The 26,799-nt window shown below is 72.0% G+C and carries 25 protein-coding genes and 5 tRNA genes; 10 read left to right on the top strand and 20 right to left on the bottom strand.

The genetic code is table 11. The annotated features are described in order from the left end of the window. Positions 1–159 precede the first annotated feature (159 nt). Both E6R18_RS26835 and E6R18_RS26830 read left to right on the top strand, forming a co-directional pair. Positions 160–2,073 carry an HSP90 family protein gene (locus tag E6R18_RS26835; RefSeq protein WP_136319471.1) on the top strand — a complete coding sequence of 638 codons (1,914 nt, stop codon included), beginning with the start codon at positions 160–162 and terminating at the stop codon, positions 2,071–2,073. Then, entirely contained in the window at positions 2,070–4,994 is a 2,925-nt protein-coding gene (locus E6R18_RS26830; RefSeq protein ID WP_136319470.1) for a tetratricopeptide repeat protein, read from the top strand. The genes E6R18_RS26835 and E6R18_RS26830 overlap by 4 nt, the downstream gene beginning before the upstream one ends. Positions 4,995–5,298: 304 nt before the next feature. Here the strand turns inward: E6R18_RS26830 and E6R18_RS26825 are convergent, their stop codons facing one another. After that, the gene (locus tag E6R18_RS26825) at positions 5,299–6,933 is read right to left on the bottom strand and encodes a DAK2 domain-containing protein (protein ID WP_136319469.1); all 1,635 of its coding nucleotides are present in this window, start codon (positions 6,931–6,933) and stop codon (positions 5,299–5,301) included. A gap of 270 nt (positions 6,934–7,203) precedes the next feature. Here E6R18_RS26825 and rpmB point away from each other — a divergent pair, with 270 nt between their 5' ends. Beyond that, a complete protein-coding gene (gene rpmB, locus E6R18_RS26820) occupies positions 7,204–7,389 on the top strand; it encodes a 50S ribosomal protein L28 (protein ID WP_003965989.1) in 186 nt (61 codons plus the stop codon). A gap of 119 nt (positions 7,390–7,508) precedes the next feature. Here rpmB and thiD read toward each other — a convergent pair whose 3' ends face one another. Together thiD and E6R18_RS26810 are read right to left on the bottom strand one after the other, a co-directional pair. Then, complete coding sequence (thiD, locus tag E6R18_RS26815) at positions 7,509–8,318, bottom strand: bifunctional hydroxymethylpyrimidine kinase/phosphomethylpyrimidine kinase (RefSeq protein WP_136319468.1); 810 nt, start codon at positions 8,316–8,318, stop codon at positions 7,509–7,511. A gap of 10 nt (positions 8,319–8,328) precedes the next feature. Further along, positions 8,329–9,300 (bottom strand): thiamine-phosphate kinase, encoded by a 972-nt coding sequence (locus tag E6R18_RS26810; RefSeq protein ID WP_136319467.1) that lies wholly within the window; start codon positions 9,298–9,300, stop codon positions 8,329–8,331. A 242-nt stretch (positions 9,301–9,542) separates the two neighbouring features. Here E6R18_RS26810 and E6R18_RS26805 point away from each other — a divergent pair, with 242 nt between their 5' ends. Both E6R18_RS26805 and E6R18_RS26800 read left to right on the top strand, forming a co-directional pair. Beyond that, a complete protein-coding gene (locus E6R18_RS26805) occupies positions 9,543–9,776 on the top strand; it encodes an Lrp/AsnC ligand binding domain-containing protein (protein ID WP_136319466.1) in 234 nt (77 codons plus the stop codon). 53 nt (positions 9,777–9,829) lie between these two features. Further along, positions 9,830–10,285 carry a DUF3515 domain-containing protein gene (locus E6R18_RS26800; protein ID WP_136319504.1) on the top strand — a complete coding sequence of 152 codons (456 nt, stop codon included), beginning with the start codon at positions 9,830–9,832 and terminating at the stop codon, positions 10,283–10,285. 49 nt (positions 10,286–10,334) lie between these two features. Here E6R18_RS26800 and E6R18_RS26795 read toward each other — a convergent pair whose 3' ends face one another. From E6R18_RS26795 to E6R18_RS26785, 3 genes are read right to left on the bottom strand one after another with little or no spacing between them, the layout of a single operon-like run. Further along, positions 10,335–11,492: a D-alanine--D-alanine ligase family protein gene (locus tag E6R18_RS26795; protein WP_136319465.1), complete on the bottom strand. Its 1,158-nt coding sequence runs from the start codon at positions 11,490–11,492 to the stop codon at positions 10,335–10,337. A gap of 60 nt (positions 11,493–11,552) precedes the next feature. Beyond that, positions 11,553–12,563, bottom strand: coding sequence for an NAD(P)H-dependent glycerol-3-phosphate dehydrogenase (locus E6R18_RS26790; RefSeq protein ID WP_136319464.1), 1,011 nt, complete (start codon positions 12,561–12,563; stop codon positions 11,553–11,555). After that, complete coding sequence (locus E6R18_RS26785; protein WP_136319463.1) at positions 12,560–13,312, bottom strand: lysophospholipid acyltransferase family protein; 753 nt, start codon at positions 13,310–13,312, stop codon at positions 12,560–12,562. Before E6R18_RS26785 ends, E6R18_RS26790 begins: the two co-directional genes overlap by 4 nt. Before the next feature lie 161 nt (positions 13,313–13,473). Between E6R18_RS26785 and cofC the strand changes: the two genes are divergently transcribed. Together cofC and E6R18_RS26775 are read left to right on the top strand one after the other, a co-directional pair. Further along, complete coding sequence (gene cofC, locus E6R18_RS26780) at positions 13,474–14,157, top strand: 2-phospho-L-lactate guanylyltransferase (RefSeq protein ID WP_136319462.1); 684 nt, start codon at positions 13,474–13,476, stop codon at positions 14,155–14,157. A gap of 9 nt (positions 14,158–14,166) precedes the next feature. Further along, positions 14,167–14,370 (top strand): hypothetical protein, encoded by a 204-nt coding sequence (locus E6R18_RS26775; protein ID WP_018551731.1) that lies wholly within the window; start codon positions 14,167–14,169, stop codon positions 14,368–14,370. A 98-nt stretch (positions 14,371–14,468) separates the two neighbouring features. Here the strand turns inward: E6R18_RS26775 and E6R18_RS26770 are convergent, their stop codons facing one another. From E6R18_RS26770 to leuC, 4 genes are all read right to left on the bottom strand, one after another. Further along, positions 14,469–15,137, bottom strand: coding sequence for an HU family DNA-binding protein (locus E6R18_RS26770; protein WP_136319461.1), 669 nt, complete (start codon positions 15,135–15,137; stop codon positions 14,469–14,471). Between the two features lie 143 nt (positions 15,138–15,280). Further along, positions 15,281–15,508: a hypothetical protein gene (locus E6R18_RS26765; protein WP_136319460.1), complete on the bottom strand. Its 228-nt coding sequence runs from the start codon at positions 15,506–15,508 to the stop codon at positions 15,281–15,283. A gap of 104 nt (positions 15,509–15,612) precedes the next feature. Continuing rightward, positions 15,613–16,206 carry a 3-isopropylmalate dehydratase small subunit gene (gene leuD / locus E6R18_RS26760; RefSeq protein ID WP_136319459.1) on the bottom strand — a complete coding sequence of 198 codons (594 nt, stop codon included), beginning with the start codon at positions 16,204–16,206 and terminating at the stop codon, positions 15,613–15,615. Between the two features lie 2 nt (positions 16,207–16,208). After that, the gene (gene leuC, locus E6R18_RS26755) at positions 16,209–17,675 is read right to left on the bottom strand and encodes a 3-isopropylmalate dehydratase large subunit (RefSeq protein ID WP_136319458.1); all 1,467 of its coding nucleotides are present in this window, start codon (positions 17,673–17,675) and stop codon (positions 16,209–16,211) included. 173 nt (positions 17,676–17,848) lie between these two features. Between leuC and ndgR the strand changes: the two genes are divergently transcribed. Then, on the top strand, positions 17,849–18,565 hold the full coding sequence (gene ndgR, locus E6R18_RS26750; RefSeq protein WP_003966003.1) for an IclR family transcriptional regulator NdgR: 717 nt from the start codon (positions 17,849–17,851) through the stop codon (positions 18,563–18,565). 83 nt (positions 18,566–18,648) lie between these two features. Here ndgR and E6R18_RS26745 read toward each other — a convergent pair whose 3' ends face one another. Beyond that, entirely contained in the window at positions 18,649–19,146 is a 498-nt protein-coding gene (locus tag E6R18_RS26745) for a DUF4188 domain-containing protein (RefSeq protein ID WP_136319457.1), read from the bottom strand. Positions 19,147–19,233: 87 nt separating this feature from the next. Here E6R18_RS26745 and E6R18_RS26740 point away from each other — a divergent pair, with 87 nt between their 5' ends. Further along, positions 19,234–19,875, top strand: a complete 642-nt coding sequence (locus E6R18_RS26740) for a MerR family transcriptional regulator (protein WP_136319456.1) — start codon at positions 19,234–19,236, stop codon at positions 19,873–19,875. Positions 19,876–19,944: 69 nt separating this feature from the next. On the opposite strand, the gene E6R18_RS26735 is transcribed toward E6R18_RS26740, so the two are convergent. From E6R18_RS26735 to E6R18_RS26695, 9 genes are all read right to left on the bottom strand, one after another. Then, positions 19,945–20,020, bottom strand: a tRNA-Glu gene (locus E6R18_RS26735). 27 nt (positions 20,021–20,047) lie between these two features. Then, positions 20,048–20,119, bottom strand: a tRNA-Gln gene (locus E6R18_RS26730). Positions 20,120–20,131: 12 nt separating this feature from the next. Further along, positions 20,132–20,204, bottom strand: a tRNA-Glu gene (locus tag E6R18_RS26725). 60 nt (positions 20,205–20,264) lie between these two features. Next, positions 20,265–20,337: transfer RNA gene (locus E6R18_RS26720), tRNA-Glu, on the bottom strand. Positions 20,338–20,364: 27 nt separating this feature from the next. Continuing rightward, positions 20,365–20,436, bottom strand: a tRNA-Gln gene (locus tag E6R18_RS26715). An 85-nt stretch (positions 20,437–20,521) separates the two neighbouring features. After that, entirely contained in the window at positions 20,522–21,241 is a 720-nt protein-coding gene (locus E6R18_RS26710; RefSeq protein WP_136319455.1) for an HAD family hydrolase, read from the bottom strand. A gap of 109 nt (positions 21,242–21,350) precedes the next feature. Further along, the gene (gene gltX / locus E6R18_RS26705) at positions 21,351–22,823 is read right to left on the bottom strand and encodes a glutamate--tRNA ligase (protein WP_136319454.1); all 1,473 of its coding nucleotides are present in this window, start codon (positions 22,821–22,823) and stop codon (positions 21,351–21,353) included. Then, positions 22,816–23,592 (bottom strand): fumarylacetoacetate hydrolase family protein, encoded by a 777-nt coding sequence (locus E6R18_RS26700; RefSeq protein ID WP_136319453.1) that lies wholly within the window; start codon positions 23,590–23,592, stop codon positions 22,816–22,818. Before E6R18_RS26700 ends, gltX begins: the two co-directional genes overlap by 8 nt. Before the next feature lie 90 nt (positions 23,593–23,682). Next, the gene (locus tag E6R18_RS26695) at positions 23,683–23,874 is read right to left on the bottom strand and encodes a hypothetical protein (protein ID WP_136319503.1); all 192 of its coding nucleotides are present in this window, start codon (positions 23,872–23,874) and stop codon (positions 23,683–23,685) included. A 579-nt stretch (positions 23,875–24,453) separates the two neighbouring features. Between E6R18_RS26695 and E6R18_RS26690 the strand changes: the two genes are divergently transcribed. Beyond that, positions 24,454–26,799, top strand: a 2,346-nt coding sequence (locus E6R18_RS26690; protein WP_136319452.1) for a nitrate- and nitrite sensing domain-containing protein, incomplete at its 3' end; no start/stop codon positions are given.

Below are 26,799 nucleotides of genomic sequence, written 5' to 3'. Positions count from 1 at the left end.
GACAGTTGTCCGACGGGCACCGCCGGTCACCCCGGAAACTCCTGGTCAGAATCGTGTTGCGACCCTAGGATCGGCTCCCCCACGCCTCTCACTCGCGGTCACCTCCCGAGGGACCGCCCGACCCGCGCTGCCGAAAGTCCCCCCACCGGCGCTGCGACGATGACATCTGAGACTTCAGCAACCGATTCCGCCGCCGCCCGGGAACCGCACACCTTCCAGGTGGATCTGCGCGGACTGGTCGACCTCCTCTCCCACCACCTCTACTCCTCGCCCCGGGTCTATCTGCGCGAGCTGCTGCAGAACGCCGTGGACGCCATCACGGCCCGGCGGTCCGAACAGCCGGACGCGCCCGCGCTGGTGCGGCTGTACGCCGAGGGCGGCCGCCTACGGGTGGAGGACAGCGGCATCGGTCTGACCGAGGCCGATGTGCACAGCCTGCTCGCCACGATCGGCCGCAGCTCCAAGCGGGACGGTGCCGACTCCCTCGCCTCGGCGCGTGCCGGGTTCCTCGGCCAGTTCGGGATCGGGCTGCTGGCGTGCTTCGTGGTGGCCGCCGAGATCCGGGTCGTGAGCCGGTCCGCGCGGACGCCCGGGGAGCCGCCGGTGGAGTGGTGCGCCCGCGAGGACGGTTCGTACACCGTCCGTACGCTGCCCGACAGCGCGCGCCCGGAGCCCGGGACCACCGTGCATCTGACCGCCCGGCCGGGCAGCGCCGAGTGGCTGGAGGAGGAGCGGGTGCTCGCTCTGGCCCGTGACTTCGGTTCGCTGCTGCCGTACGACGTCCGGGTCGGCGAGGAGGCCGTCACCGCGCTGCCCGCCCCTTGGGACCGGGCGTATCCGAGCCCGGCCGCTCGGCGGGTGGCGCTGGCGCGCCACTGCCACGAGCAGTTCGGCTTCTCGCCGCTGGACACCATCGACCTCGCCCTGCCGCTCGCCGGGATACGCGGGGTGGCCCACGTCCTGCCGTCGGCGGTGAGCCCGGCGCAGCGCGCGGGCCACCGGGTCCATCTCAAGGGCATGCTGCTGACGGACCGGGCGGAGGAACTGCTGCCGGAGTGGGCGTTCTTCGTGCGGTGCGTGATCGACACGGACAGCCTGCGGCCCACCGCCTCGCGCGAGGCGCTGTACGCGGACGAGACGCTGGCGGCCGTACGGGAGGCGCTGGGCGACCGGATCAGGGAGTGGCTGACGGGTCTCGCGGCGGGTGATCCGGAGCGGCTGGCGCAGTTCCTGTCCGTGCACCACCTGGGCGTGAAGTCGCTGGCCCGGCACGACGAGGCGATGTGGCGCACGATGCTGCCGTGGCTGCCGTTCGAGACGACGGACGGGCGGCTGTCGCTGGAGGAGTTCGCCCGGCGCCACCCGGTGGTGCACTTCACCCGGTCCGTGGAGGAGTTCCGGCAGGTCGCGCCGATCGCGTCCGCGCAGGGCATCGGGGTGGTCAACGGCGGTTACACGTACGACACCGAGCTGGTCGAGCGGCTGCCGGCGGCCCGGCCGGGGACGGTGGTCGCGGAGCTGGACGCCGATACGGTGACGGCCCATCTGGACGCCGTGGACCCGGCCGAGGAGCTGGCGCTCAGTCCGTTCCTCGCGGCGGCGCGGGCCCGGCTCGACCCGCTGGGCTGCGATGTGGTGCTGCGCGCCTTCCACCCGGTGACCACCCCCGCACTGCACCTGGACGACCGGTCCGTCCGCCACGAGCAGGCCAGGGCCGAGGCCGAGGAGCAGGCGGACGACCTGTGGGCGGGCATCCTGGGCTCGTTGCGCGGCAGTGCGCCGCGCGCCCGGCTCGTACTGAACCAGCTCAACCCGTTGATCCGCCGCATCGGTTCGCTGGACACCCCGGAGCTGGCGGTGACCGCGACGGAGGCACTGTACGGGCAGGCCCTGCTGATGGCGCAGCGCCCGTTGCGGCCGGCCGACTCGGCGCTGCTGAACCGGGCCTTCATGGGGCTCCTGGAGTGGGCCGCGCCCCCGGCCGCGCCCCCGGTCGCGCCCCCCGCCGCGCCGCTCGGCGCCGCATCCCCCGGCGGCCCGCCGCCCGTGAACCCTCAGGAGGACGGCCGATGAGCGCCGACATCGCGACGATCCGCCAGGCCCTGCGGGACATGCAGGCCGAGCCGGAGGGGCCCGCGCGCAACGCCCGCGCGGAGCGGCTGCTGACCGAGGCGGAGCAGACCGGGGACACGGCGCTGGTGATCGAGGCGCTCGTCCATCAGTTGCAGGTCTACAACTACAGCTCCGAGAAGGACAAGATGTTCGTCCCCTTCGCGCGGCTGCTGAAGCTGTGGGACGAACAGCCGGGCGACTTCGACCGGTTCATGACCCACCATCTGTTCTGGATGTTCAAGTGGGTCTCCAGCTCCATGATCGACCAGCCGCACATCCCGCTCGCCGCCATCGAGAAGTGGCAGGCCGAGATGGCCCACCGCTACCGGCTCGCCGGCCACTCGGAGCGGGCCGTGCGCCACGGCGAGCTGACGATCGCCCGGCACCTGGGCGACCTGGAACGCGGTGAGCGGGCCCACCGGGCCTGGCTGGCCGCCGACCGGGACCGGATGGCCAACTGCCACGCCTGCGAACTGCACGGGCAGGGCTCCTGGCAGGTGCTGCGCGGGCAGGACGAGGAGGGGCTGAAGACCTGGGCGCCGGTGCTGGAAGGTGAGCACGTCTGCGCGCACGAGCCGCACGCCGTGCTGGCCTCCTCCCTGCTGCCGCTGCTGCGGACGGGGCGGGCGGATCAGGCGCGGGCGCACCATCTGCGCGGGTACCGGATGGTCCGGCCGATGGAGAGCATGCGCTACTCGGCCGCGCTGCACATCGAGTTCTGCGCGCTGACCGGCAACGAGGCCCGGGCGCTGGAGATCCTCGCGGAGCGGCCGGCGTACTTCACCGACAGCGGGAACCCGGGCAGCCTGATGAGCTTCCTGGCCGTGACCGCCCTGCTGATGGACCGGCTCGTCGCGCTGGGCCACGGCGGGCAGTCGGTGCCCGGCCCGGCGGGCACCGAGTGGACCGCCGCGTCGCTGGCCGTCGAGGCCCGTACCCGGGCGCTGGCCCTGGCCGCCCGCTTCGACGAGCGCAACGGCAACGGGTACGTGACGCAGGAGCTGCGCACACGCCTGGCTCAGGTCCCGCTGCTGGACCGGCTGCCGCTCGGGGTACGGGCGGCGCGGCCGATGAGCGCGGCACCGGCCGCCCCCGTACCGCCGGCCTCCGGCGCCGGGGACGCGGACGCGCCGGACCTGGCCGCGCTGCTGGCCGAGGCGCACCGGCTGGCCGAGGCGCTGCGCCCCGAGGCCGGGGACGCCTGGCGGGCGGTCGCCGCGCGCACCGAGCGGGAGGGGGCCGTCCTCGCGCCCCTGGACCGGGCGACCCTGGAGGACCACCTCGCGATGGACGGCACCCTGCCGCCCGCCGAGGCGGCGCGGGCGTTTCGTACGGCGGCCGGGCTGTACGAGGCCGGGGGCGACGCGGGCGAGGCCGTCGCGGCGAGCGCCAGGGAGACCTTCGCCCGTGCGCTGGGCGGGGAGACCGACGAGGCGGCGGTGCTGATCGCACCGCTCGTGGAGCGGGCCCTCGCGCTGCACGCCGGGGGCGGGGCCACCGCCCGGCAGGCGTCCGGTGTCCTGGTCTGCCGGGCCCGGATCGTCGAGCAGCGGATGCTGCGGGCGACGGACGAGGAGTCGCACGACGCCGCCGTCGCGGACCTCGAACGGGCGGCGCGCGAGGTGCTGGCGTTCACCGAGCCGCGGCGCGACGAGGGGCGGCTCGCCACCCGGATCGCGGAGGCGCTGGGCTGCCTCGGGGACGTCGCCGCCCACCGGGGCGACGCGCCGACCGCCCTCGGGCTGTACGAGCGGGCCGCCGCCGAGGCGCACGACGCGGGACTGCCCTGGAGTGCCGTGGACTACGAGGTGCGGGTGGCGCGGACCGCGGCCGGACTGGAGGACCACGCGACGGCGGAGCGGGCCGCGCGCTCGGCGCTGGAGCACGGGGACACGTTCGTGAGCCCGTCCGGCCGGGCCCGGCTCCGTCTTCAGCTGGCCGACCTGCTCGCCGCGACGGGGCAGATCGCCGAGGCGGCGGACCTCGCCCTGGACGCCTCGCACTGGGCGGACGAGGCCGGCGAGAGCGGGACGCTGGGTGTCTACGCCCGGCACCAGCTCGGCGGCCGGCTGCTGTGGCTGGGGCGGGCGGCGGAGGCGGCGGCCGTGCTGGAGGCCGTCCTGCCCGACGTCTCGGCCGAGGACCACGGGGACGGCATGCTCGTCCAGACGCTGTGGTGGCTCGGCGAGGGGCTGATGGCGCTCGACGAGCCGAGGGCGGCGGCGGAGCACTGGCTGCGGGCGGCGGACATCGCCCGTACGTGGCCGGAGCAGCACGACCACGCGATGCTCGCCCAGCTCGCCGGGCAGGCCCTGTACCGGGCCGAGCTGAACCCGGAGGCCGAGCAGGCTTACGCCCGTGCCGGGGAGCTGTGGCGGGCGCTGGACGAGGCGCAGTCGCTGGTGCGGACCCTGCGGGTGCGGGCCTGGATCGCGCTGCGGGAGGGCCCCTCGGGGATGGGTGCGGCGCGGGCGTTCATGGCCGAGGCGGCACGGGAGTGCGCGGCGCGTCCGGAACTGCGGGCGGAGCTGGCCGCCACGTACTGGCAGACCGCCGAACTGCTCGCCCAGTCCTGCGAGGGCGAACCGGGCGAGGCGGCGGACGATCCGCTGCGGGTGGTGTACGAGGAGGCGCTCGGGTACGTCGAGCGGGCGGCGGAGACCTTCCAGGAGGCGGGGCCCGAGCAGCTGGCCGCGCGCACGGGCGCCCTGCTGATGGCCGCATGGCTGGAGGCGGACCTGGGCCGCGGCCGGGCGGCGCTGGGGCGGGCGGCGCAGGTGGTGGCCGCGTACGAGGGGGTGCGGGAGGGCGCGGACGAGACGGTGGACGCGCGGCGGGCGGAGGTGGAGTCGGTGCGGGCGTATGTGGCGGAAGCGGCGTAGGCCCTGGCGGGCGGGGTGGGCTTCGGGGGCGGGGCGGTGGTGTGGCGCCGGGTTCGTCCGGCGTGCCCCCTCGTCCTCAATCGCCGGACGGGCTTTCATTCGCGGGCCCGGTCCGCGAGCGCGAGGGCCCGGTTGTGCGGGTTCCGTCCTCAATCGCCGGACGGGCTTGAATGCGCGGGCCCCGTCCGCGAGCGCGAGGGCCTGGTTGTGCGGGTTCCGTCCTCAAACGCCGGACGGGCTTGGGTGTGCCGGACGGGCTTGGGGGTGCCGGGTGGGCTCGCTTGTGCGGGCGCGGGTGGGCTGCTTACTCCACTCCGATCAGCAGCGGAGCGTGCTGGTGGCCGCCGTTGTAGACCGTGGTGTCCACCGCCAGGTAGCCCTCGCGGACGTGTTCTTCCAGGGTGTCGGCCAGGGCGGGCGGGGTGTCCTCGCCCAGGACCAGGGTGACCAGTTCGCCGCCCGCCGCGAGCATGCGGTCCAGGACCTTGCGGGCGGTGCCGGGGACGTCCTGGCCGATGACGGCCACGTCGCCGTCGATCAGGCCCAGGATGTCGCCGGCCTGGCAGACGCCGGCCATGGTCCAGGACTGCCGTTCGGCGACGGCCAGTTCGGCGTAGCGGGTGGCGCCGGCCGCCGCGGTCATCGCGACCACGTCCTCGTCGAAGCTGCGGTCGGGCTCGTGGACGGCCAGGGCCGCGATGCCCTGGACGGCGGCCCTGGTCGGGACGAGGGCGACCCGGATGCCCTGGGCCCTGGCCTGTTCGGCGGCGGCAGCGGCGGTGTGGCGCAGGCCGGCGTCGTTGGGCAGCAGGACCACCTCGCGGGCGTGGGCGCGGCGGATCGCGTCCACGAGTTCGCCGCTGGCGGGCGGCTCCCCGGGCCGGGCGAGGACCGTCGTGGCGCCGGCCTGCTCGCACAGGCCGGCGAGGCCGTCGCCCGGGACGACCGCGACGACCGCGCGCCGGGCGGGTTCGGGGCGGGCGTGCGCCCGGTCGGCGGCGAAGTGCGTGATGCGGATGCGGTACGGGCGACCGGCCTCGACGCCGGCCTCCACGGCGGCCCCCGCGTCGTCCACGTGCACATGGACGTGCCACAGGCCGTCGCCGCCGACCACCACCAGGGAGTCGCCGAGGCCGTCCAGCCGGGTCCGCAGCCGCTCGACGGCCTCGTCACCGGCCTCCAGGAGGTAGATGACCTCGAAGGCGGGGCCGCTTCCGGACCCCTCGGCGGCCGGGCACTCCCCGGTGCCGGAGGGCGGCGGGACGAACGGGGCGGGGTTTTCGTACGGCCGCTCCGGGGCCCGTCCGGAGACGGCTTCGACCAGGGCGCCGAGCAGGGTCACCAGGCCGCGCCCCCCGGCGTCGACCACCCCGGCCCTGGCGAGGGCGGGGAGCTGTCCGGGGGTCGCGTCCAGGGCGGTGCGGGCGCCTTCGTACGCCGCCCGGGCCACCTCGGCCGTGTCCGCGCCGGGCGGTGCGCTCCCCGCCGCACCGGCGGCCCGGTCGGCGACGGTCAGGACGGTGCCCTCGACGGGGTGGGCGACGGCTTGGCGGGCGGAGGCGGCGGCCCGGTCGAGCGCCAAGCGGAGCCGGTCGCCGCCGGTGCCCTCGGCGAGCACCTCGGCCATGCCCCGCAGCAGCTGGGCCAGGATCGTGCCGGAGTTGCCCCGGGCGCCGATCAGCGCCCCGTGGGCCATGGCCCGTACCGCGTCCGCGGCACACGGCACCGAGGTGCCGGTCTCGTGGGCGGCGAAGACCGCTTCGACGGCGGCCGCCGCGGATTCCACGGTCAGGTAGAGGTTGGTGCCGGTGTCCCCGTCGGCGACGGGGTAGACGTTGATCGCGTCGATCGCCGCGCGCTCGCGGCCGAGCGCCTCCAGGGCCAGGGAGCACCAGGTCCGTACCGCGACGGCGTCCGGTTCGTCGGCGGTCTGCGGCACCTGGAAGTCCTCCTCGGAACAGGGACTCGGAACACGTACGGGGGCGGCTGGCTGCACCGCAGGGTAGCTCCGGCCGGCGGGTGCGGGCGGCCCGGGGGCGGGGCGGGCAGGTGGGGAACCCATGGTAGTTTCGTATCTCCGACGCAGCCGTTGTATGCTGCTTCGGTTGCCCGACGAGAGTCGGGACATTCCCCCGGTACCGCCACTTCAGTCAATGAATCCGGCGTGCCGGAATTCACTGTAAGTGCATCTGAAGTTTTGGAGTGACCCGTGGCTGCCAACTGCGACGTTTGCGGCAAGGGGCCGAGCTTCGGCAACAGCATTTCGCACTCGCACCGCCGTACGTCCCGTCGCTGGAATCCCAACATCCAGCGCGTGCGTGCCGTGGTCGGGCGGACGCCGAAGCGGCTCAACGTCTGCACCTCGTGCATCAAGGCCGGCAAGGTCGCGCGCTGACGTTCCCGTCGTAGCGCAGCCCTACCGGTTGCCCAAAAAGCCGGTCCATCTCGGTGGACCGGCTTTTTGCTGTGTCCGGGCGGCGAGCGCCTGTGCCCCGCAGGGCGGGGCGGCGGGGGTCAGCCCGCGTCGCGCAGCCGCCAGCCGTGGCCGACCGGGCCGATGCCGGTGCCCAGCGGGAAGCCCGCCTCGATCGCCCCGGTGACGTACGCCTTGGCGGCCCGTGCGGCCGTCGGCACGTCGGCGCCGCGCGCCAGGTGGCTCGCGATCGCGGAGGCGAGGGTGCAGCCGGTGCCGTGGGTGTGGCGGTTGTCGTGGCGGGGGGCGCGCAGCCAGTGCTCCTCGCTGCCGTCGGTGAGCAGGTCGACGGGTTCGCCGGGCAGGTGGCCGCCCTTGACCACGACCCAGCGGGGCCCGAATCCGAGCAGGGCGGCGGCGGCCCGGCGCATTCCGGGCTCGTCGGTGACGGTGATGCCCGTGAGCTGGGCCACTTCGTCGAGGTTCGGGGTCGCCACGGTCGCGACGGGCAGCAGCTTCGTACGGACCGAGTCGAGGGCCTCGGCGGCCAGGAGCGGGTCGCCGTGCTTGGAGACGCCGACCGGGTCCACGACGGCGGGGGCGTCGGTGGCGGCGAGGAGTTCGGCGACGGTCTCGACCAGGTGCGCGGAGGACAGCATGCCGGTCTTGACGGCGTCGACGCCGATGTCGTCCACGACACTGCGGTACTGGGCGCGCACCGCCTCGGCGGGCAGTTCCCAGGCGCCCTGGACGCCCAGGGAGTTCTGGGCGGTGACGGCGGTGAGCACGCTCATCCCGTGCGTGCCGAGCGCCAGCATCGTCTTGAGGTCGGCCTGGATGCCCGCACCGCCGCCGGAGTCGGATCCGGCGACGGTGAGCACGCGGGGAGGTACGGAGGGGGATATCGGCATACGCCGCAATCTACTGGGCGTCCTCGATGTCGCCGAAGTGGTCCCAGCCGTTCTTGCTGGTCCAGGGCGCCCCGTCGACCGTCACCTGGGGCAGCGCCGAGGGGTTGAGGACCTCGCCGATCACCCTCCAGCGGGCCGGCAGCTTCACGTCGGGCGGGAAGGTCGCGACGATCGCGTGGTCCTCGCCGCCGGTCAGCACCCACTGGAGCGGGTCGACGCCGACGGCCTGCCCGATGTCCGACATCTGGGACGGCACGTCGATGAGCCCGGAGCGCAGGTCGATGCGGACCTTGCTGGCCTCGGCGATGTGCCCGAGGTCGGCGACGAGCCCGTCGCTGACGTCGGTCATCGCGGTGGCGCCGAGCCCGGCGGCGGCGGGGCCCGCGTGGTACGGCGGTTCGGGGCGGCGGTGGGCCTCGACGAAGGCGCGGGGCGAGCGGAAGCCCCGGGAGAGCACGGCGTACCCGGCGGCGGACCAGCCGAGCCAGCCGGTGACGGCGACGACGTCCCCGGGCTGGGCGCCGGCCCTGGTGACGGGTTCGTGGTTGCGCAGGTCGCCGAGCGCGGTGATCGCGACGGTGATGGTGTCGCCGCGCACCACGTCACCGCCGACCACGGCCGCCCCCGCGACCTGGCACTCGTCGCGCAGGCCGTCCATCAGTTCCGCGGCCCAGGTGACCGGGAGTTCGGCGGGGACGACGAGGCCGAGGAGCAGTGCGGTGGGCACGGCGCCCATGGCGGCGATGTCGGCGAGGTTCTGCGCGGCGGCCTTGCGGCCCACGTCGTACGCCGTCGACCAGTCGCGCCGGAAGTGCCGTCCCTCCAGCAGGATGTCCGTGCTGGCCACGACCCTGCGGTCGGGGGCGGTCACGACCGCGGCGTCGTCGCCCGGGCCGAGCCGGACCGCCGGAGTGGTGGTGAGCCGGGACGTGAGCTCTCTGATGAGCCCGAACTCCCCCAACTCGCCCACGGTTGCCTTCACCGAGTCTCACCTCTCATCTGTCGGACCGGGCGGTCGCCCGGCCTGTCCCCCGTGCGCGCCGCCCCAGTCGCGGTCGCGTGCCGTCACTGCTGTCGGTACTGTCAAGAGATACGTCAACTTGTGCGTTCTGTACGCCACGCTGGGGCGTCATCCGGCCCGCAGGTCTCCCCGCGGCCCACGACGACGCGATAACGTGGCGTCCCTTTCCCCCACATGATCCTCGTGGCCGCCCTGGAGGTTCCGTGGTACAGGCGTACATCCTCATTCAGACCGAGGTGGGCAAGGCGTCGACCGTCGCCGAGACCATCTCCGAGATCCCGGGAGTGACCAAGGCAGAAGACGTCACCGGCCCCTACGACGTGATCGTGCGCGCCCAGGCCGACACGGTCGACGAACTCGGACGCATGGTGGTGGCGCGGGTCCAGCAGGTGGACGGCATCACCAGAACCCTGACCTGCCCGGTCGTTCACCTGTAGCCCCCGTCTACGCTGGGCCGGTGACGTCCTCCCGCCGCCGGCTCCCACACCCCGTGCTCCTCGGTCCGTCCGCCGCCCTGCTGTTGATGGCCGCGGCGGGCTGCTCCCCGGGCGACGCGACGGCGTCGGTCGCGGTGCCCAGCCCGTCGCCGGAAGCCGCAGCCTACTGCCGTGCGCTGGACAAGGAACTGCCGGATACCGTCGCCGGTCTGGAGCGCAAGGACCCCGGTCCCGGTTCGGAGCTGACCGCCGGGTGGGGGGACGGGGCGATCGTACTGCGCTGCGGAGTGCCGCGCCCCGCCGAGATGGACGACGACCAGTCGAAGGGCATCACCGCGGACGGCGTCAACTGGATGCTGGAGCAGCGGGAGGACGACGGCCCCCGGCTGACGACCACCCTGCGCAAGGCGTACGTCGAGGTGACGTTCTCGAAGGCGTACGCGCATGACACGACCCCGCTCGCGGCTCTCGCCCCGGCGGTGAAGAAGACGGTCCCGAGCCGGCTGTAGGGCGTGCGCTCACCGCTTCGGGAGCGCACGCCCTTCGCCGCGCCGGGTGTCAGCGCAGCCCGGTCGGCCGGTCGAGCGCCGCCTGGATGAGCCGGTCCACCAGCTGCTGGTAGCTGACGCCGCTCTCCTGCCACATGCGCGGGTACATGGAGATCGGGGTGAAGCCCGGCAGGGTGTTGATCTCGTTGATGACGAAGCCGCCGTCCTCGGTGAGGAAGAAGTCGGCGCGCACCAGGCCCTCGCAGGACGCGGCCTCGAATGCCTCGACCGCGAGCCGCTGGACCTCGGCGGTCTGCTCGTCGGTGAGCGGCGCGGGCACGATCCCGGAGGCCGCGTCGATGTACTTGGCCTCGAAGTCGTAGAAGTCGTGCGCGGTGACGGGCGGGATCTCGGCCGGCACGCTGGCGCGCGGCCCGTCCTCGAACTCCAGGACGCCGCACTCGATCTCACGGCCCCGCAGCAGCGACTCCACCAGGAACTTGGGGTCGTGGCGGCGGGCCTCCTCGATCGCCTCGTCCAGTCCGGAGGCGTCCTCGACCTTGGTGATGCCGATGGAGGAGCCGGCCCGGGCGGGCTTGATGAAGAGCGGCCAGCCGTGCTCGGCGGCGAAGTCCGTGATGCGTGCGCGGGCGGCGGCCCGGTCGTTGTCCCACTCGCGGGGGCGGACCACCACGTACGGGCCGACGGGCAGGCCGAAGGAGGTGAAGACGCGCTTCATGTACTCCTTGTCCTGGCCGACGGCCGAGGCGAGGACGCCGGCGCCCACGTACGGCACGCCGGACAGCTCCAGGAGGCCCTGGAGGGTGCCGTCCTCGCCGTAGGGGCCGTGCAGGACGGGGAAGACGACGTCGACCTCGCCGAGCGCCTTGGGGACCGAGCCGGGCTCGCTGTAGACCACTTCGCGGCTGCCCGGGTCCACGGAGAGCACGACGCCGCCCTCGTCGGACTCGGCCAGCTGGGCCACGTCCGGCATCTTCCGGTCCGCGATCGCCATGCGTTCGGGCTCGTCGGCGGTGAGCGCCCAGCGGCCGTCCGTCGTGATGCCGATCGGCAGGACGTCGTACTTGGTCCGGTCGATGGCGTTCAGGACGGCACCGGCCGTGACCACCGAAATGCCGTGTTCGGAGCTGCGGCCGCCGAACACGACGGCCACGCGCGGCTTGCGGAGCTGCTGCTCCGTGCTCTGGGGGAGGTTCTCGCTGCTCATATCGCGATGAGCGTACCTGCTGGTACCGGTCGCGTCAGCGCGGCACGGGCCGCCCGGGGGTCAGTGCCGCTCGGCCTTGGCGCTGCGCGACATGAGCTCCTTGAGGGCGACCAACGGCGGCTTGCCCTCGTGGACGATGCTGACGACCGTCTCGGTCAGCGGCATGTCGACGCCGTGCCTGCGGGCCAGGTCCAGTACCGATTCACAGGACTTGACGCCCTCGGCGGTCTGCTTGGTGACGGCGATCGTCTCCTGGAGCGTCATGCCGCGGCCGAGGTTGGTGCCGAAGGTGTGGTTGCGCGAGAGCGGCGAGGAGCAGGTGGCCACCAGGTCGCCGAGACCGGCGAGTCCGGAGAAGGTCAGCGGGTCGGCGCCCATGGCCGCCCCGAGCCGCATCGTCTCGGCGAGGCCGCGGGTGATGAGGGAGCCCTTGGCGTTGTCGCCGAGCCCCATGCCGTCGGCGATGCCGACGGCGAGACCGATGACGTTCTTGACGGCCCCGCCGAGTTCGCAGCCGACCACGTCGGTGCTGGTGTACGGGCGGAAGTACGGAGTGTGGCAGGCGGCCTGGAGGCGGCGGGCGACGGACTCGTCCCGGCAGGCGACGACGGCCGCGGCGGGGCGGCGTTCGGCGATCTCCTTGGCGAGGTTGGGGCCGCTGATGACGGCGACGCGGTCGGCGGAGACCTCGGTGACGTCCTCGATGACCTCGCTCATCCGCTTGGCGGTGCCGAGTTCGACGCCCTTCATCAGGGAGACCAGGACCGTCTGCGGCTCCAGGTGCGGGGCCCAGTCGGCGAGGTTGGCGCGCAGCGTCTGGGAGGGCACGACGAGGACGGCGTAGTCGGCGCCGCGCAGCGCCTCGGCCGCGTCGGTGGTGGCCCGGACGGAGGCGGGCAGTTCGATGCCCGGCAGGTAGCCGGGGTTGGTACGGGTCGCGTTGACCGTCTCGGCGACCTCGGCCCGGCGGCCCCAGAGGGTGACGTCGCAGCCGGCGTCGGCGAGGACGATGGCGAAGGCCGTGCCCCATGAGCCGGTTCCGAAGACGGCGGCCTTCGCGGGGTGTGTCACGTGAGTCCCTCTCCTTGGGCCTTGCGCCGCTGTTCGGCACGGGCCTTGCGGTGATCGTAGGGCTCGGCGGGGGCCTGCTGCCCGCGGATCTCCTCCAGCTGGGCGGTGACCGCGTGCATGATGGCCTCGGTGGCCTCGCGCAGCACCTCGGGCGTCGGCTCCTTGTCGTAGAACCGGGAGAGGTCGACGGGCGGGCCGGCCTGGACCTTGAGGGTCTTGCGGGGCAGGAGGCGGACCTTGTTCTCCGTGGCGTAGGGCGGCATGACCTCGTTGGCGCCCCACTGCGCGACCGGGATGACGGGGGCCCGGGTCATCAACGCGACGCGGGCGGCGCCGGTCTTGCCGGCCATCGGCCACATCGCGGGGTCGCGGGTGAGGGTGCCCTCGGGGTAGAAGCAGACGCACTCGCCGCGCTCGATGGCGCCGACGGCGGCCCGGAAGGCGTCCAGGGCGTTGGTCGTCTCGCGGTACACGGGGATCTGGCCGGTGCCGCGCAGCATCATGCCGACGAAGGGGGCCTTGAACAGACCGGCCTTGGCCAGGAACCGGGGTACCCGGCCGGTGTTGTACTGGAAGTGCCCGTACGAAAGCGGGTCCAGGTACGAGTTGTGGTTGACCGCGGTGATGAATCCGCCAACGGCCGGAATGTGCTCCATTCCCCGCCAGTCGCGCTTGAACAGAACCACCAGCGGCGGTTTTGCGATGACCGCCGCCAGGCGGTACCAGAAGCCGATTCTGCGGCGGGACACTCGGACACCTTCCTCTATGGACCTGACTGTGGAGCTGATTGCTGCCTGCCTACCGACGGTCAAGTCTCGCCCCAGGCCCCTGCTCTGTCGAGAACACCGTACGCCCCGCCTCCTGGAGTGCCCCTCCGGGTCGGCGCACCGGCAGGCGAGAATAGGCGGCCATGCGCACCGAGGGAGAGACCGCCACGAACACCGACCCGACCGGCCACTGGTCCCTGGTCGTCCCGTTGAAACCCCTGGCACGGGCCAAGAGCAGGCTGGTGCCCGCGTCGGGCGCCCTGCTGCGACCCCGTCTGGCCCTCGCCTTCGCCCGGGACACGGTGGCCGCCGCGCTCTCCTGTCCGGCCGTGGCCGATGTGGTGGTCGTCACGGACGACGCGGCGGCGGGGGCCGCGCTGGCGGCGCTCGGCGCCCGGATCGTGCCCGACACCCCGGCCGCGGGGCTCAACGCGGCCCTGGCGCACGGTGAGCGCGTGGTCCGGGCGGCCAGGCCCGGCGCGGCGCTCGCCGCGCTCAACGCGGATCTGCCCGCACTGCGTGCGGCGGAATTGTCCCGGGTCCTCGAATTCTCCGCCGCTTTTCCCCGTGCTTTTGTTCCCGATGCGGCGGGAATCGGAACAACATTTCTGTCGGCCGGTCCGGGAGTGGAATTGCGGCCCGCTTTCGGCGGGCGTTCGCGGTCGCGCCACCTGGCGTCGGGCGCGGTGGAAATCACGCTGACGGGCATCGATTCGGTGCGCCGGGACGTGGACACCGGCGACGATCTGCGGGTGGCGCTGGCACTGGGCGTCGGCCCGTTCACGGCGGGGCGCTGGGCCGCCGGGGCCTTCGCGCCGGACCGATAGTCTGCACCCATGCAGGCGACCTCGTACACGTACGACCCCGTGACCCGCACCGGCAGTGTGCTGCTCGACGACGGCACCCCGGTGGACTTCGACGCGCCGGCGTTCGACGCCGGCGGTCTGCGGCTGCTGCGTCCGGGTCAGCGGGTGCGGATCGAGGGCGAGGGCGAGGGGGCCGGGCTGCGGATCACCCTGGTGACGCTGCAGACGTTCTGAGGGCCTTGCCGGGGGATGCTCCCCCGGACAGCCCGCGGGCCGGGCTCCCCGAGGGGAGCCCGGCCCGGCGCGTGTGAGGAGCCCTGTGCGGCCCGGTCTCACTTCTTGCGTGCGGTGGCCTTCTTGGCCGTGGTCTTGCGCGCGGTGGTCTTCTTCGCGGGCGCCTTCTTCGCCGTGGTCTTCTTGGCGGGCGCGGTCTTGGCGGCGGTGGTCTTCTTGGCCGCCGTCGACTTCGCCGCCGCGGGGGTCGCCTTCTTCGCGGCCGCCGTCGTCGTCTTCTTCGCCGGCGAGGTCTTCGTCGCGGTGGTCTTCTTGGCGGCGGTGGTGGTCTTCTTCGCCGGGGTCGCCGTCTTGGCGGTGGCCTTCTTCGCCACGGCCTTCTTCGCGGTGGCCTTCTTGGCGGCGGCCTTGGCCGTCGTACGGGTGGAAGAACCGCCCGAGAGGCTGCCCTTGGGGGCCTTCTTCACGGCCACGTCGTTCTTGGGGAGCTTCTTGGAGCCGCTCACCAGGTCCTTGAAGCCCTGGCCCGCGCGGAAGCGGGGCACCGAGGTCTTCTTGACCCGCACGCGCTCACCCGTCTGCGGGTTGCGGGCGTAGCGGGCGGGGCGGTCGACCTTCTCGAACGAGCCGAAGCCGGTGACCGAGACCCGGTCCCCCGCGACAACCGCACGGACGATCGCGTCGAGCACCACGTCGACGGCGTCCGCGGCCTGCTGACGGCCGCCGACCTTGTCGGCAATCGCTTCTACGAGCTGCGCCTTGTTCACGTCTTCCCCTTCGGAGACATTGCCGGAACGAATGTGTTCAGGCTTTTTCGCACGTTAGGCAGATATATACCGCAAATCAAACACGAAACGGGCTAATCACCCTAGTGCCGCAACGAAGTCGACCGCTGCGCAGTTCTGCGGAGTCAGTCACCTTCGGGGAATCGGCCCTCGTCGAGGTCCTTCATCAACCGGTCCAGACGCCTTGCCGCGCCCGGGAGATCGTGCTTCGCCGTGGCCGTGACGACCAACAGCTTCCGGTTCAGCGCCATCCTTACGCCGTCCGGGACTTGCAGTGAGCGCACCCGTGAGTGCGCTTCCTTCAATTGGTCGGCGACTTGGCCGTAAAGCTTGAGTTGGCTGTCGCGTTCCATGCACCGATTGTGCCATCTGGGGCGAGTTGTCGCCCGACGGGGTCCCAACAAACGACTGCGCCCCCTACCAGAAGGCAGGGGGCGCAGTCTTGGAAACGCGCTGATCAGACCTGAATCGTACGGGGCTTGTAGGCCGGCCTGGCCGTCTCGTACGCCGCGATGTCGGCTTCGTTCTGCAGGGTGAGGCTGATGTCGTCCAGCCCGTTGAGCAGGCGCCAGCGGGCGTTCTCGTCCAGCTCGAAGTCGGCGGTGATGCCCTCGGCGCGGACTTGGCGCGTCTCCAGGTCGACCGCCACCTCGGCGGTCGGGTCGGCCTCCGTCAGCTCCCAGAGCGCGTCGACCACCTTCTGGTCCAGAACCACGGTCAGCAGACCGTTCTTCAGCGAGTTGCCGCGGAAGATGTCGGCGAACCGGGAGGAGACGACGGCCTTGAAGCCGTAGTTCTGCAGGGCCCAGACGGCGTGCTCGCGGGAGGAGCCGGTGCCGAAGTCGGGGCCGGCCACCAGGACCGACGCGCCCTTGCGCTCCGGGCGGTTGAGGACGAAGTCCTCGTCCTTGCGCCATGCCTCGAAGAGCCCGTCCTCGAAGCCGTCCCGGGTGACCTTCTTCAGCCAGTGGGCGGGGATGATCTGGTCGGTGTCGACGTTGCTGCGGCGCAGCGGGACGGCCCGGCCGGTGTGCGTGGTGAAAGCTTCCATGGTTATCGGACTCCGGCAGGCGTACGGGCTTCGGACAGGTCGGCGGGCGAGGCCAGGTGGCCCAGCACGGCGGTGGCGGCGGCGACCTGCGGGGAGACCAGGTGCGTACGTCCGCCCTTGCCCTGCCGGCCCTCGAAGTTGCGGTTCGAGGTGGAGGCGGAGCGCTCACCGGGGGCCAGCTGGTCGGGGTTCATGCCGAGGCACATCGAGCAACCCGCGTGCCGCCATTCGGCGCCGGCGGCGGTGAAGACCTTGTCCAGGCCCTCGTCGACGGCCTGGAGGGCGACCCGGACGGAGCCCGGGACGACCAGCATCCGTACGCCGTCGGCGACTTTGCGGCCGTCCAGGATCGCGGCGGCGTTGCGCAGGTCCTCGATGCGGCCGTTGGTGCAGGAGCCTACGAAGACGGTGTCCACGCTGATGTCGCGCAGCGGCTGGCCGGCGGTCAACCCCATGTACTCCAGGGCCTTTTCGGCGGCGTTGCGCTCCGAGGCGTCCTCGTACGAAGCGGGGTCGGGGACGCTGGCCGACAGGGGCGCGCCCTGGCCGGGGTTGGTGCCCCAGGTGACGAACGGCGCCAGTTCGGCGGCCTCGATGACCACCTCGGCGTCGAAGACCGCGTCGTCGTCGGTGCGCAGCGTCTTCCAGTACGCGACGGCCGCGTCCCAGTCCTCGCCCTGCGGGGCGTGGTCGCGGCCCCGGAGGTAGTCGAAGGTGGTCTCGTCGGGGGCGATCATGCCCGCCCGCGCACCGGCCTCGATCGACATGTTGCAGATGGTCATCCGGGCCTCCATCGAGAGCTTCTCGATGGCGGAGCCGCGGTATTCGAGGATGTAGCCCTGGCCGCCGCCGGTGCCGATCCGGGCGATGATCGCGAGGATCAGGTCCTTGGCGGTGACGTCGTCGGGCAGTTCGCCGTCGACGGTGATCGCCATCGTCTTCGGGCGCGCCATCGGCAGCGTCTGGGTGGCGAGCACGTGCTCGACCTGGCTGGTGCCGATGCCGAACGCGAGGGCGCCGAACGCGCCGTGCGTGGAGGTGTGGGAGTCACCGCAGACGACGGTGGTGCCGGGCTGGGTCAGTCCCAGCTGCGGGCCGACCACGTGCACGACGCCCTGCTCGACGTCGCCCAGCGGGTGCAGCCGGACGCCGAACTCCGCGCAGTTCTTGCGCAGCGTCTCCAGCTGGGCCCGGGAGACCGGGTCGGCGATCGGCTTGTCGATGTCGAGGGTCGGGGTGTTGTGGTCCTCGGTGGCGATGGTGAGGTCGAGGCGCCGCACCGGGCGTCCGGCCTGCCGCAGACCGTCGAACGCCTGCGGGCTGGTCACCTCGTGCAGCAGGTGCAGATCGATGAAGAGGAGGTCGGGCTCGCCCTCGGCGCGCCAGTGGGGGCTCCCCTGGTCGAGCGAAGTCGAGACCTTGGGGATGACGTGGTCGTCCCAAACCTTCTCCGCGAGTGTCCTACCCATCGCTTTCCCTCCGGCCGGCGTCATCGCCGGCCCAACTAGAGATTCGGTGCGCCCCCGTCCGTCCCCCGAGCGGGGCGGTGGCTACGGGCCGTTGTGGGGCCGCTGGTACAGGTTCGCAACTTCCCCGGAAAATTGAACTTGCGTTTCACAGAGTGAGACGCGAGTATCGTCGTATGGACAACTCTAGCGGCGTCGGCGTTCTCGACAAGGCAGCTCTGGTATTGAGCGCCCTGGAGTCCGGGCCGGCCACCCTCGCCGGGCTGGTCGCGGCGACCGGGCTCGCACGACCTACGGCTCACCGGCTGGCCGTGGCACTGGAACACCACCGGATGGTGGCGAGGGACATGCAGGGCCGGTTCATTCTCGGCCCCCGGCTCTCCGAGCTGGCGGCGGCGGCGGGCGAGGACCGCCTGCTGGCGACGGCCGGACCGGTGCTCACGCATCTGCGGGACATCACCGGCGAGAGCGCCCAGCTCTACCGCCGGCAGGGCGACATGCGCATCTGCGTGGCGGCGGCGGAGCGGCTGTCCGGTCTGCGGGACACCGTGCCGGTCGGCTCCACGCTCACCATGAAGGCGGGCTCGTCCGCGCAGATCCTGATGGCCTGGGAGGAGCCGGAGCGCCTGCACCGCGGCCTCCAGGGCGCCCGCTTCACGGCGACGGCGCTCTCCGGCGTGCGGCGGCGCGGCTGGGCCCAGTCGATCGGCGAGCGCGAGCCGGGCGTGGCCTCGGTCTCGGCCCCCGTGCGCGGCCCGTCGAACCGGGTGGTCGCCGCCGTCTCGGTCTCCGGACCGATCGAGCGCCTGACCCGGCACCCGGGCCGGATGCACGCCCAGGCCGTCATCGACTCGGCCGCACGGCTGAGCGAGGCGCTGCGCCGCACCGGCTGAGCAGCCGGTCCCGCCCCCGCGCCTCCCTCTCCCCCGTGGCCGCCCCAGCGTCGTGGCGGCCCCCTTCCCACTCCCTCACCGCGTCACTTCGCGCCCGATCGGTGCGCGAGGCGGTCCGCCGCCCAGCGGCCCCGCCCCTCGATCGGCAGCGACCCGGTCGCCGCGGCCAGTCCGAACGCCGGCATGTCCGCGTAGACGGACTCGTAGCCGCCCTCGGGCACGATGTAGGTCTCGTGCCACAGCCCCACGTGCTGCCGGGACTTCTTCTCCTTGCGGTTGAGCATCGCCCACGCCTTGCGGTGGAACATGTCGGGCGCCGAGGCGTACGCGTAGAGCCTCTCCTTCGACTCCCAGTACTGGACGACGTAGTACGTCCTCGGTGAGCCGGTCAGCAGGACGTGGCCGAGCAGGCCCCTGGACCTCTCCGCCCTCAACTCCCGCAGCATGCGCACCATCGCCAGCATGACCGGGAGCCAGTGGTGCACGCCCCTGAAGTGGTTGATGCGCATCCCGATGAGCAGGACGACGACATCCCCCTCGGCTGCGGCGGTCGTCCGTCCCGGCATGAGTTTCGCGAACACGTGCGCCCCCTGGAGTGTTGGAGAGTGCCACTATCCAATGGTTGGATAGTGGCACTGCCCAAGGGGTGGCCGCAAGGGAAGGGACACATGCGACTCTCGGAACTCAGCGAGCGGAGCGGCATCGCGACCGCGACGATCAAGTACTACCTGCGCGAGGGGCTGTTGCCGCCGGGCGAGCGGGTGAGCGCGACGCAGGCCGAGTACGACGAGAGCCATCTGCGCCGGCTGCGGCTGGTGCGGGCGCTGCTCCAGGTCGGCCGCCTGCCCGTGGCCACGGCCCGCGAGGTGCTGGGCCATGTCGACGACGACTCCCTGGGCCGGACGATCCGGCTGGGCGCGGCCCTCTGGGCGCTCCCGCACGGCCCGGAGCCGGACGAGGAGGCCCCGGAGACGGCGGCGGCCCGCGCGGAAGTGGACGCCCTGCTGGACCGGTTGGGGTGGACCCACGCGCGGGAGATCGGCGAACTCTCCCCGGTCCACCGCTCGCTCGTCGCGTCCCTGGCCACCCTCGTCCGCCTCGGCTATCCGTACGAGAGCGCGTATCTGGAGGAGCACGCCCGGCTGATGCACCAAGTGGCCGTGCAGGACCTGGATCTGATGGAGACCCATCCGACCGCGTCGCAGCAGGTGGAGATGGCGGTGGCCTCGGCGGTGCTGTACGAGCCGCTGCTGATGTCCCTGCACCGGCTGGCCCAGGAGGAGGAGTCGGCCCGGCGGTACGGGTACTGAGCGGGCCGGTCTCCGCCCGTACAAGCGAAAGGCCCCTCACCGAAGTGAAGGGCCTCTCCTGTTGCTCTGTGGTACCCCCGACCGGATTCGAACCGGCGCTACTGCCGTGAGAGGGCAGCGTGCTAGGCCGCTACACAACGGGGGCTGGTTGCTCCGAGGAGCTTGTACTGCGCTGGGCTACCAGGACTCGAACCTAGAATGACGGTACCAGAAACCGTAGTGTTGCCAATTACACCATAGCCCATGGTGTTGCAAGTACCCCCGACCGGATTCGAACCGGCGCTACTGCCGTGAGAGGGCAGCGTGCTAGGCCGCTACACAACGGGGGCCCTAGCGATCCTGCATCGAGAGCGTGGGTGCGACCCAGATGATCTCGCGGGAAGGATCTGTACCCCCGACCGGATTCGAACCGGCGCTACTGCCGTGAGAGGGCAGCGTGCTAGGCCGCTACACAACGGGGGCTTGTTCCTGCAACTTGCTTGTACTGCGCTGGGCTACCAGGACTCGAACCTAGAATGACGGTACCAGAAACCGTAGTGTTGCCAATTACACCATAGCCCACTGAAACGCAACCCCTGGGGGCTTTGTTTCTGTCTGCGCTTCCCGGCCGGATCTTTCGGCCCGCTCGGGCGGCGCAGGAAGAACATTACCCGAAGGTGTCCGACGCTCCAAAACGGGTATTGCCCGCGAGCAAGGCGGGAAGCTGGTCGAGGGCCGTGATCCGGACCAGTTCCGGACGTCCGCCCCGGCCGCCCCGGTCCAGCCAGACCCCGGTGAGACCGGCGGCGGTGGCCCCGGCGGCGTCGATGTCGGGTTCGTCCCCGACATACAGCACCTCGTGCGTGTCGAGCCCCAGCGCCTCGCAGGACGCCAGGAACGCGCCGGCGTGCGGCTTGGAGACACCCAGCTCCGCCGCGCACAGCAGGGACTCGAACCGGTCGCGCACCCCGAGCACGGTCAGCTTGCGGTGCTGCGACTCCAGCGCCGAGTTGGACAGCACGGCATGCCGGTACGCCCCCGCCAGGGCGTCGAGTACGGGGACGGCGTCCGGGAAGAGCGACCAGGCGGACTCGTAGTGGGCGACATGGCGCTCGAACCAGGCATCGGCCTCGGTGTCGTCCATGGAGCGGCCGAGGAAGTCCCTGGCCCGGTCACGGCGCTGGCCCGGCCAGTCGGTCTCCCCCGCCGCGAACCGCGCCCAGTGGCGCCGGGTGAGCCGCTGCCAGGCGTCCACGGCCTCGTCCGCCGTGGCGTACCCCCCGGGCAGCCCCTCCGCCGCGAGATGCCGGGCCATGCCGGTTACGGAGGCCGCCGTGTGGTCGAAGATCGTGTCGTCGATGTCCCAGAGGACGGCTCTGATGGGCATACGGCCACGCTACCGCTCGGAGGCGGCGCTCAGAACTGCTGTTGCCGCACGCACCGGGGGCCGGGGCCCCGTGAAGGGCGCCCCGGCCCCCGGTGCGTGCGGAGCGGCGTTACGCGGCCAGCTTGGCCAGGGCCGCGTCGATGCGGGCGATCGTCTTGTCGCGGCCCAGGATCTCCAGGGACTCGAAGAGGGGCAGGCCGATCGTGCGGCCGGTGACGGCGACGCGGACCGGGGCCTGGGCCTTGCCGAGCTTCAGGCCGTGCTGCTCACCGGCGGCGAGGACGGCGGCCTTCAGGGCGTCGGCGTTCCAGTCGGCGGCGATCAGCGCGGCGCGGGCCGTGACCAGGAGGGCGTCGGAGCCCTCCTTCATCGCCTTGGCCCAGGACGCCTCGTCGTGCACCGGCTCGTCCAGGAACAGGAAGTCGACGTTGGCGGTGATCTCGGAGAGCACCGTGACCCGGGTCTGGGCGTGCGGGGCGATCTCGGCGAAGACCTCCGCGTCGAAGGACTCCGGGGCCCAGGGGGCGAACGGGGCCTTCAGCCAGGGGCCGCACGCCTCGGTGAAGGTCTGCACGTCCAGCCGGCGGATGTGCTCCGCGTTGACGTGTTCGCACTTCTTGAGGTCGAAGCGGGCCGGGTTGGCGTTGACGTCCTTGATGTCGAACGCGGCGACCATCTCGTCGATGTCGAAGATGTCGCGGTCCTCCGCGATCGACCAGCCGAGCAGCGAGAGGTAGTTGAGCAGCCCCTCGCGGACGAAGCCGCGCTCGCGGTAGAGGTTGAGCGATGCCTGCGGGTCGCGCTTGGAGAGCTTCTTGTTGCCCTCGCCCATGACGTACGGCAGGTGGCCGAAGGCCGGGGTCTCCTTGGCGATGCCCAGCTCGATGAGCGCCCGGTACAGGGCGATCTGGCGCGGGGTGGAGGAGAGCAGGTCCTCGCCGCGCAGGACGTGGGTGATCTCCATCAGCGCGTCGTCCACCGGGTTGACCAGCGTGTAGAGCGGGGCCCCGTTGGCGCGGACGATGCCGTAGTCCGGGACGTTCTCCGGCTGGACGGTGATGTCGCCGCGGACCAGGTCGGTGAAGGTGATCGCCTCGTCGGGCATCCGGAAGCGGACGATCGACGCGCGCCCCTCGGCCTCGTACGCGGTGCGCTGCTCGTCGCTCAGGTCGCGGCAGTGGCCGTCGTAGCCGGACGGGCGGCCGGCGGCGCGGGCGGCGTCGCGGCGGGTGTCGAGCTCCTCGGTGGTGCAGTAGCAGCGGTACGCGTGGCCGGCCGCGAGGAGCTTGTCCGCGACCTCCTTGTAGAGGTCCATGCGCTGCGACTGGCGGTACGGGGCGTGCGGGCCGCCGGCCTCGGGGCCCTCGTCCCAGTCCAGGCCCAGCCAGCGCATGGCGTCGAGGAGCTGCTCGTAGGACTCCTCGGAGTCGCGGGCCGCGTCGGTGTCCTCGATGCGGAAGACCAGGGTGCCCTGGTGGTGCCGGGCGAACGCCCAGTTGAAGAGAGCCGTCCGGACCAGACCGACGTGCGGGTTGCCGGTCGGGGAGGGACAGAAACGTACACGTACAGCTGCGTTAGCCACGCTTGATCACCTTGTTGGTGAGAGTGCCGATGCCTTCGATGGTGACGGCGACCTCGTCGCCGACGTGGAGGGGTCCGACCCCTGCGGGAGTACCGGTGAGGATCACATCGCCCGGGAGCAGCGTCATGGCTTCCGTGATGTGGACGACCAGGTCCTCGATGGTCCGGATCATGTCGCTCGTCCGGCCGAGCTGGCGTTGCTCGCCGTTGACCGTCGCCTGGATGGCGAGGTCGCCGGGGTCGAGGTCGGTCTCCACCCAGGGGCCGAGGGGGCAGGAGGTGTCGAAGCCCTTGGCCCGGGCCCACTGCTTCTCCCGCTTCTGGGCGTCGCGGGCGGTGACGTCGTTGGCGCAGGTGTAGCCGAAGATGACGTCCTTGACCCGCTCGCGCGGCACTTCGCGGCACATCCGGCCGATGACCACGGCCAGCTCGGCCTCGTGGTGCACCTCGTCGGAGAAGGAGGGGTACTCGATGGCGTCGCCGGAGCCGATCACCGAGGTGGTGGGCTTGAAGAAGGCGACGGGGACGTCGGGGACCTCGTTGCCGAGTTCGGCGGCGTGCTCCGCGTAGTTGCGGCCGATGGCCACGACCTTGTTGGGGAGCACGGGCGGCAGCAGCCGGACCTTGTTCAGCGGGACCTTGGTCCCGGAGAGCTCGAACTCGGAGTACGGGATGCCCTTGATGATGTCGAGGACGAGACCGTCGGGCCCGTCGCCCTCGACCGCGCCGAAGGCGACATTGCCGTCGATGGAGAACCTGGCGATGCGCACGGGTTGCTGTCGCCCCTCACTTGCTTGCTGGGTGCCTGAAAAAGACTGACGCTCCAGGCTAGCGCGGGTGAGGGGCGCTTCCGTGCGGGTCTACTCCGCGGCGGCGGGGGTGGCGGCGGGGGCCGTCATGAGGATGGTGCGGCGCGGGTTGGCCGTCTGCGTCGGCAGTGCGACTGCGTGCTCCGGCCGTTCCGGCCTGCGCAGCGTCTCGGCGTCCTCGAGGTGCGCCAGCGTGGTGCGCCGGGGGTTGGCGATGTTGCGGAGCGTCGTGGTCGTCTTCATCTGCCGTACGGACCCTGTCGTCGGGGCGCCGCCCGCGGGGGCGCCGGTTGTCGGTTCTGCCATCCCAGTAAAGCGTCAGGCTAAACATTCAATTCCCTCCGGGCGCCCGGAAGAGACGGCGATCATCATGTGAGTTTGCTCACGAACACTGGGACAATTCCCTCAATTCGGACGGTCAACCCGGAGAGTCGAATCGGACATTGCACCACTGAATGAGCCATTCCGCTCCTGATCATGGCGACTGGGACACCCCCCACCCCCACCGGGACCGCCCCCAATGGTCCGTTATGTCACTGAACGGCCTCCACGGCTTGTTACGCGGCCATCACAACGTGTCACGCAGGTCACAGCCCGGTACCTGGCCCTTGTTGGAGATCCGCCACTGTGCTGAAATTCCACGCACCGCCGCGGGTTTCAAGCCGGCGCGCAGGGGGCGCAACGCAGCGCCGAGTGGCGGCGGGAAGGGGAAGAGCGCCGGTCACTCAAAGACCACCATGGGGCAGGACAACGCCCCACCACGCCGACACCGTTTTCTCCGTTCACGACGGAGGAGCGCCTGGTCCAGAGGTTGCGACGCTAGTGCAGGGACGTTTCAAGAGGGATGGCAGCGCTGCGGCGGAGCAGGAGCCGCGCGGCGGGACCGATCGCGGTCCCTCGGCCCAGCACGCCCAGAACCCCGGGCCGGCCGCCGCCGGTGACCACGGCGACCGCGACCGGCGCCCCGGAGCCGCACCGGCCGACGGCACCTCCGATCAGGCCGCCGCGCCCAAGCCGCGCGGCCCCGTCAACACGGGCTCGCGCGTAGCCCTGCGTAACTGGCGCATCAGCACGCGCCTGGTCTCCCTGCTCGCCCTCCCCGTGGTCGCCGCGACCACGCTGGGCGGTCTGCGCATCAACGACTCCATGAACGACATCCAGCAGCTGGAGCACATGCAGCTGCTGACCAGGATGACGAAGCAGGCGACCGCGCTGGCCCAGGCGCTCCAGGAGGAGCGCGACCAGTCGGCGGGCCCGCTGTCCAACGGAGTGGCCCCGACCGACTTCAAGGTCACCACGCCGCGCGAGAAGACCGACCACGCGAAGAAGGCGTTCCTCGCCGCGACGTCCGACATCGGTGACACCACCGGTGACGAGACGCTGGAGAGCATCCACGCCAGCGTCCAGCAGATCGCCGCGCAGCTCGGCTCCATCCGTGACATCCGCAAGCAGGCGTACGCCAAGGACAGCCCGAGTCTCCAGACGGTCGACGCCTACAGCCAGCTGATCACCTCGCTGCTGAGCCTGTCCCAGGACATGGCGCAGGCGACCAGCAGCCCCGAGATGATCAAGCGGACCCGTGCGCTGGCGGCGTTCTCCTCCGCCAAGGAGTACGCCTCGATCCAGCGCGCCATCATCGCCGCCGCGCTGCCCGGCAGCGGCGACGAGAAGCCCGACCTCGACCGCAACGACCAGCAGTTCGGTCTGGCCGCGCAGCGCAAGGAGAGCGCGGCCCGCAACTCCTTCGAGTCGGTCTACACCTCCACCGGCAAGAGCGCCGACGAGCTGACCTCGACGCTCGACGACGGCCACCCGGACATCAAGGCCGCGGACACGTACGCCAAGAAGATGCTGGAGAACCCGACGGCCATGAGCGGCGCCTCCTCGCGCCGTTCGTACATGGACTGGTACGACCAGGACTCCACCAAGATCAATGCCATGAAGGTGGTCGAGGAGACCCTCCTCAGCGACATGGAGAGCAAGGCGCGCGAGCTGCGCGACGAGTCCCAGCGCGAGGCGATCATCTCCGGTGCGCTGATCCTCCTGGTGCTCGGTGTCTCCCTGGTCGGCGCCTTCGTCGTCGCCCGGTCCATGATCCGCTCGCTGCGCCGCCTCCAGGACACCGCGACGCGCGTCGCGCAGGACCGGCTGCCCGAGCTCGTCAAGCAGCTCTCCGAGTCGGACCCGCAGGACGTCGACACCTCCGTCGAGTCCGTCGGTGTGCACTCCCGTGACGAGATCGGCAAGGTGGCCGCGGCCTTCGACGACGTGCACCGCGAGGCGGTCCGTCTCGCCGCCGAGCAGGCCCTTCTGCGGGGCAACGTCAACGCGATGTTCACCAACCTCTCGCGCCGTTCGCAGGGCCTCATCCAGCGCCAGCTCTCGCTCATCTCCGAGCTGGAGTCGCGCGAGGCCGACCCGGACCAGCTGTCCTCGCTCTTCAAGCTCGACCACCTCGCGACCCGTATGCGCCGTAACGGCGAGAACCTCCTCGTCCTCGCGGGCGAGGAGCCGGGCCGCCGGTGGACCCGTCCGGTGCCACTGGTCGACGTGCTCCGTGCCGCCGCCTCCGAGGTGGAGCAGTACGAGCGCATCGAACTGGCCGCGGTGCCCGCCACCGAGGTCGCGGGACGGGTCGTCAACGACCTCGTGCACCTGCTCGCCGAGCTGCTGGAGAACGCCACGTCGTTCTCCTCGCCGCAGACGAAGGTCCGGGTCACCGGTCACGCGCTGCCCGACGGCCGGGTGCTCGTCGAGATCCACGACACCGGCATCGGCCTGTCCCCCGAGGACCTCGCGGCGATCAACGAGCGGCTCGCCTCGCCGCCCACCGTGGACGTCTCGGTCTCCCGCCGCATGGGTCTGTTCGTGGTCGGCCGGCTGTCCCTGCGCCACGGCATCCGCATCCAGCTGCGCCCCTCGGACTCCGGCGGCACCACCGCGCTGGTCATGCTCCCGGTCGACGTCGCCCACGGCGGCAAGCAGCCGGCTCCCAAGCAGGCGCCCGGCCAGCAGGCCCCCGGCGGCCTGCTCGCCGGCAACAACGGCAACAGTCAGGGCCAGGGTCAGGGCCAGGCCGGACGGCTCGCGTCCGGGCCCGGCGCCCAGCGCGGCCAGGTCGGTGCCGGCTCCGGTCCCCGGGCCGCGCTGCCCGCCCGCGACGGCGGC

This window comes from Streptomyces sp. A1277, from assembly GCF_004795015.1.
Taxonomy (GTDB): domain Bacteria; phylum Actinomycetota; class Actinomycetes; order Streptomycetales; family Streptomycetaceae; genus Streptomyces.
The sequence above is the reverse complement of the archived record's forward strand: the minus strand, read 5'-3'. Positions and strand labels throughout refer to the sequence as shown.

Bases quoted from the DNA above. Each gene is read 5' to 3' on its own strand.
- E6R18_RS26835 (WP_136319471.1), top strand. From the start codon at position 160: ATGACATCTGAGACTTCAGCAACCGATTCCGCCGCCGCCCGGGAACCG.
- E6R18_RS26830 (WP_136319470.1), top strand. From the start codon at position 2,070: ATGAGCGCCGACATCGCGACGATCCGCCAGGCCCTGCGGGACATGCAG.
- thiD (WP_136319468.1), bottom strand. From the start codon at position 8,318: ATGCCGATATCCCCCTCCGTACCTCCCCGCGTGCTCACCGTCGCCGGA.
- E6R18_RS26795 (WP_136319465.1), bottom strand. From the start codon at position 11,492: ATGAGCAGCGAGAACCTCCCCCAGAGCACGGAGCAGCAGCTCCGCAAG.
- cofC (WP_136319462.1), top strand. From the start codon at position 13,474: ATGCGCACCGAGGGAGAGACCGCCACGAACACCGACCCGACCGGCCAC.
- E6R18_RS26775 (WP_018551731.1), top strand. From the start codon at position 14,167: ATGCAGGCGACCTCGTACACGTACGACCCCGTGACCCGCACCGGCAGT.
- E6R18_RS26765 (WP_136319460.1), bottom strand. From the start codon at position 15,508: ATGGAACGCGACAGCCAACTCAAGCTTTACGGCCAAGTCGCCGACCAA.
- leuD (WP_136319459.1), bottom strand. From the start codon at position 16,206: ATGGAAGCTTTCACCACGCACACCGGCCGGGCCGTCCCGCTGCGCCGC.
- leuC (WP_136319458.1), bottom strand. From the start codon at position 17,675: ATGGGTAGGACACTCGCGGAGAAGGTTTGGGACGACCACGTCATCCCC.
- ndgR (WP_003966003.1), top strand. From the start codon at position 17,849: ATGGACAACTCTAGCGGCGTCGGCGTTCTCGACAAGGCAGCTCTGGTA.
- E6R18_RS26740 (WP_136319456.1), top strand. From the start codon at position 19,234: ATGCGACTCTCGGAACTCAGCGAGCGGAGCGGCATCGCGACCGCGACG.
- E6R18_RS26710 (WP_136319455.1), bottom strand. From the start codon at position 21,241: ATGCCCATCAGAGCCGTCCTCTGGGACATCGACGACACGATCTTCGAC.
- E6R18_RS26695 (WP_136319503.1), bottom strand. From the start codon at position 23,874: ATGAAGACGACCACGACGCTCCGCAACATCGCCAACCCCCGGCGCACC.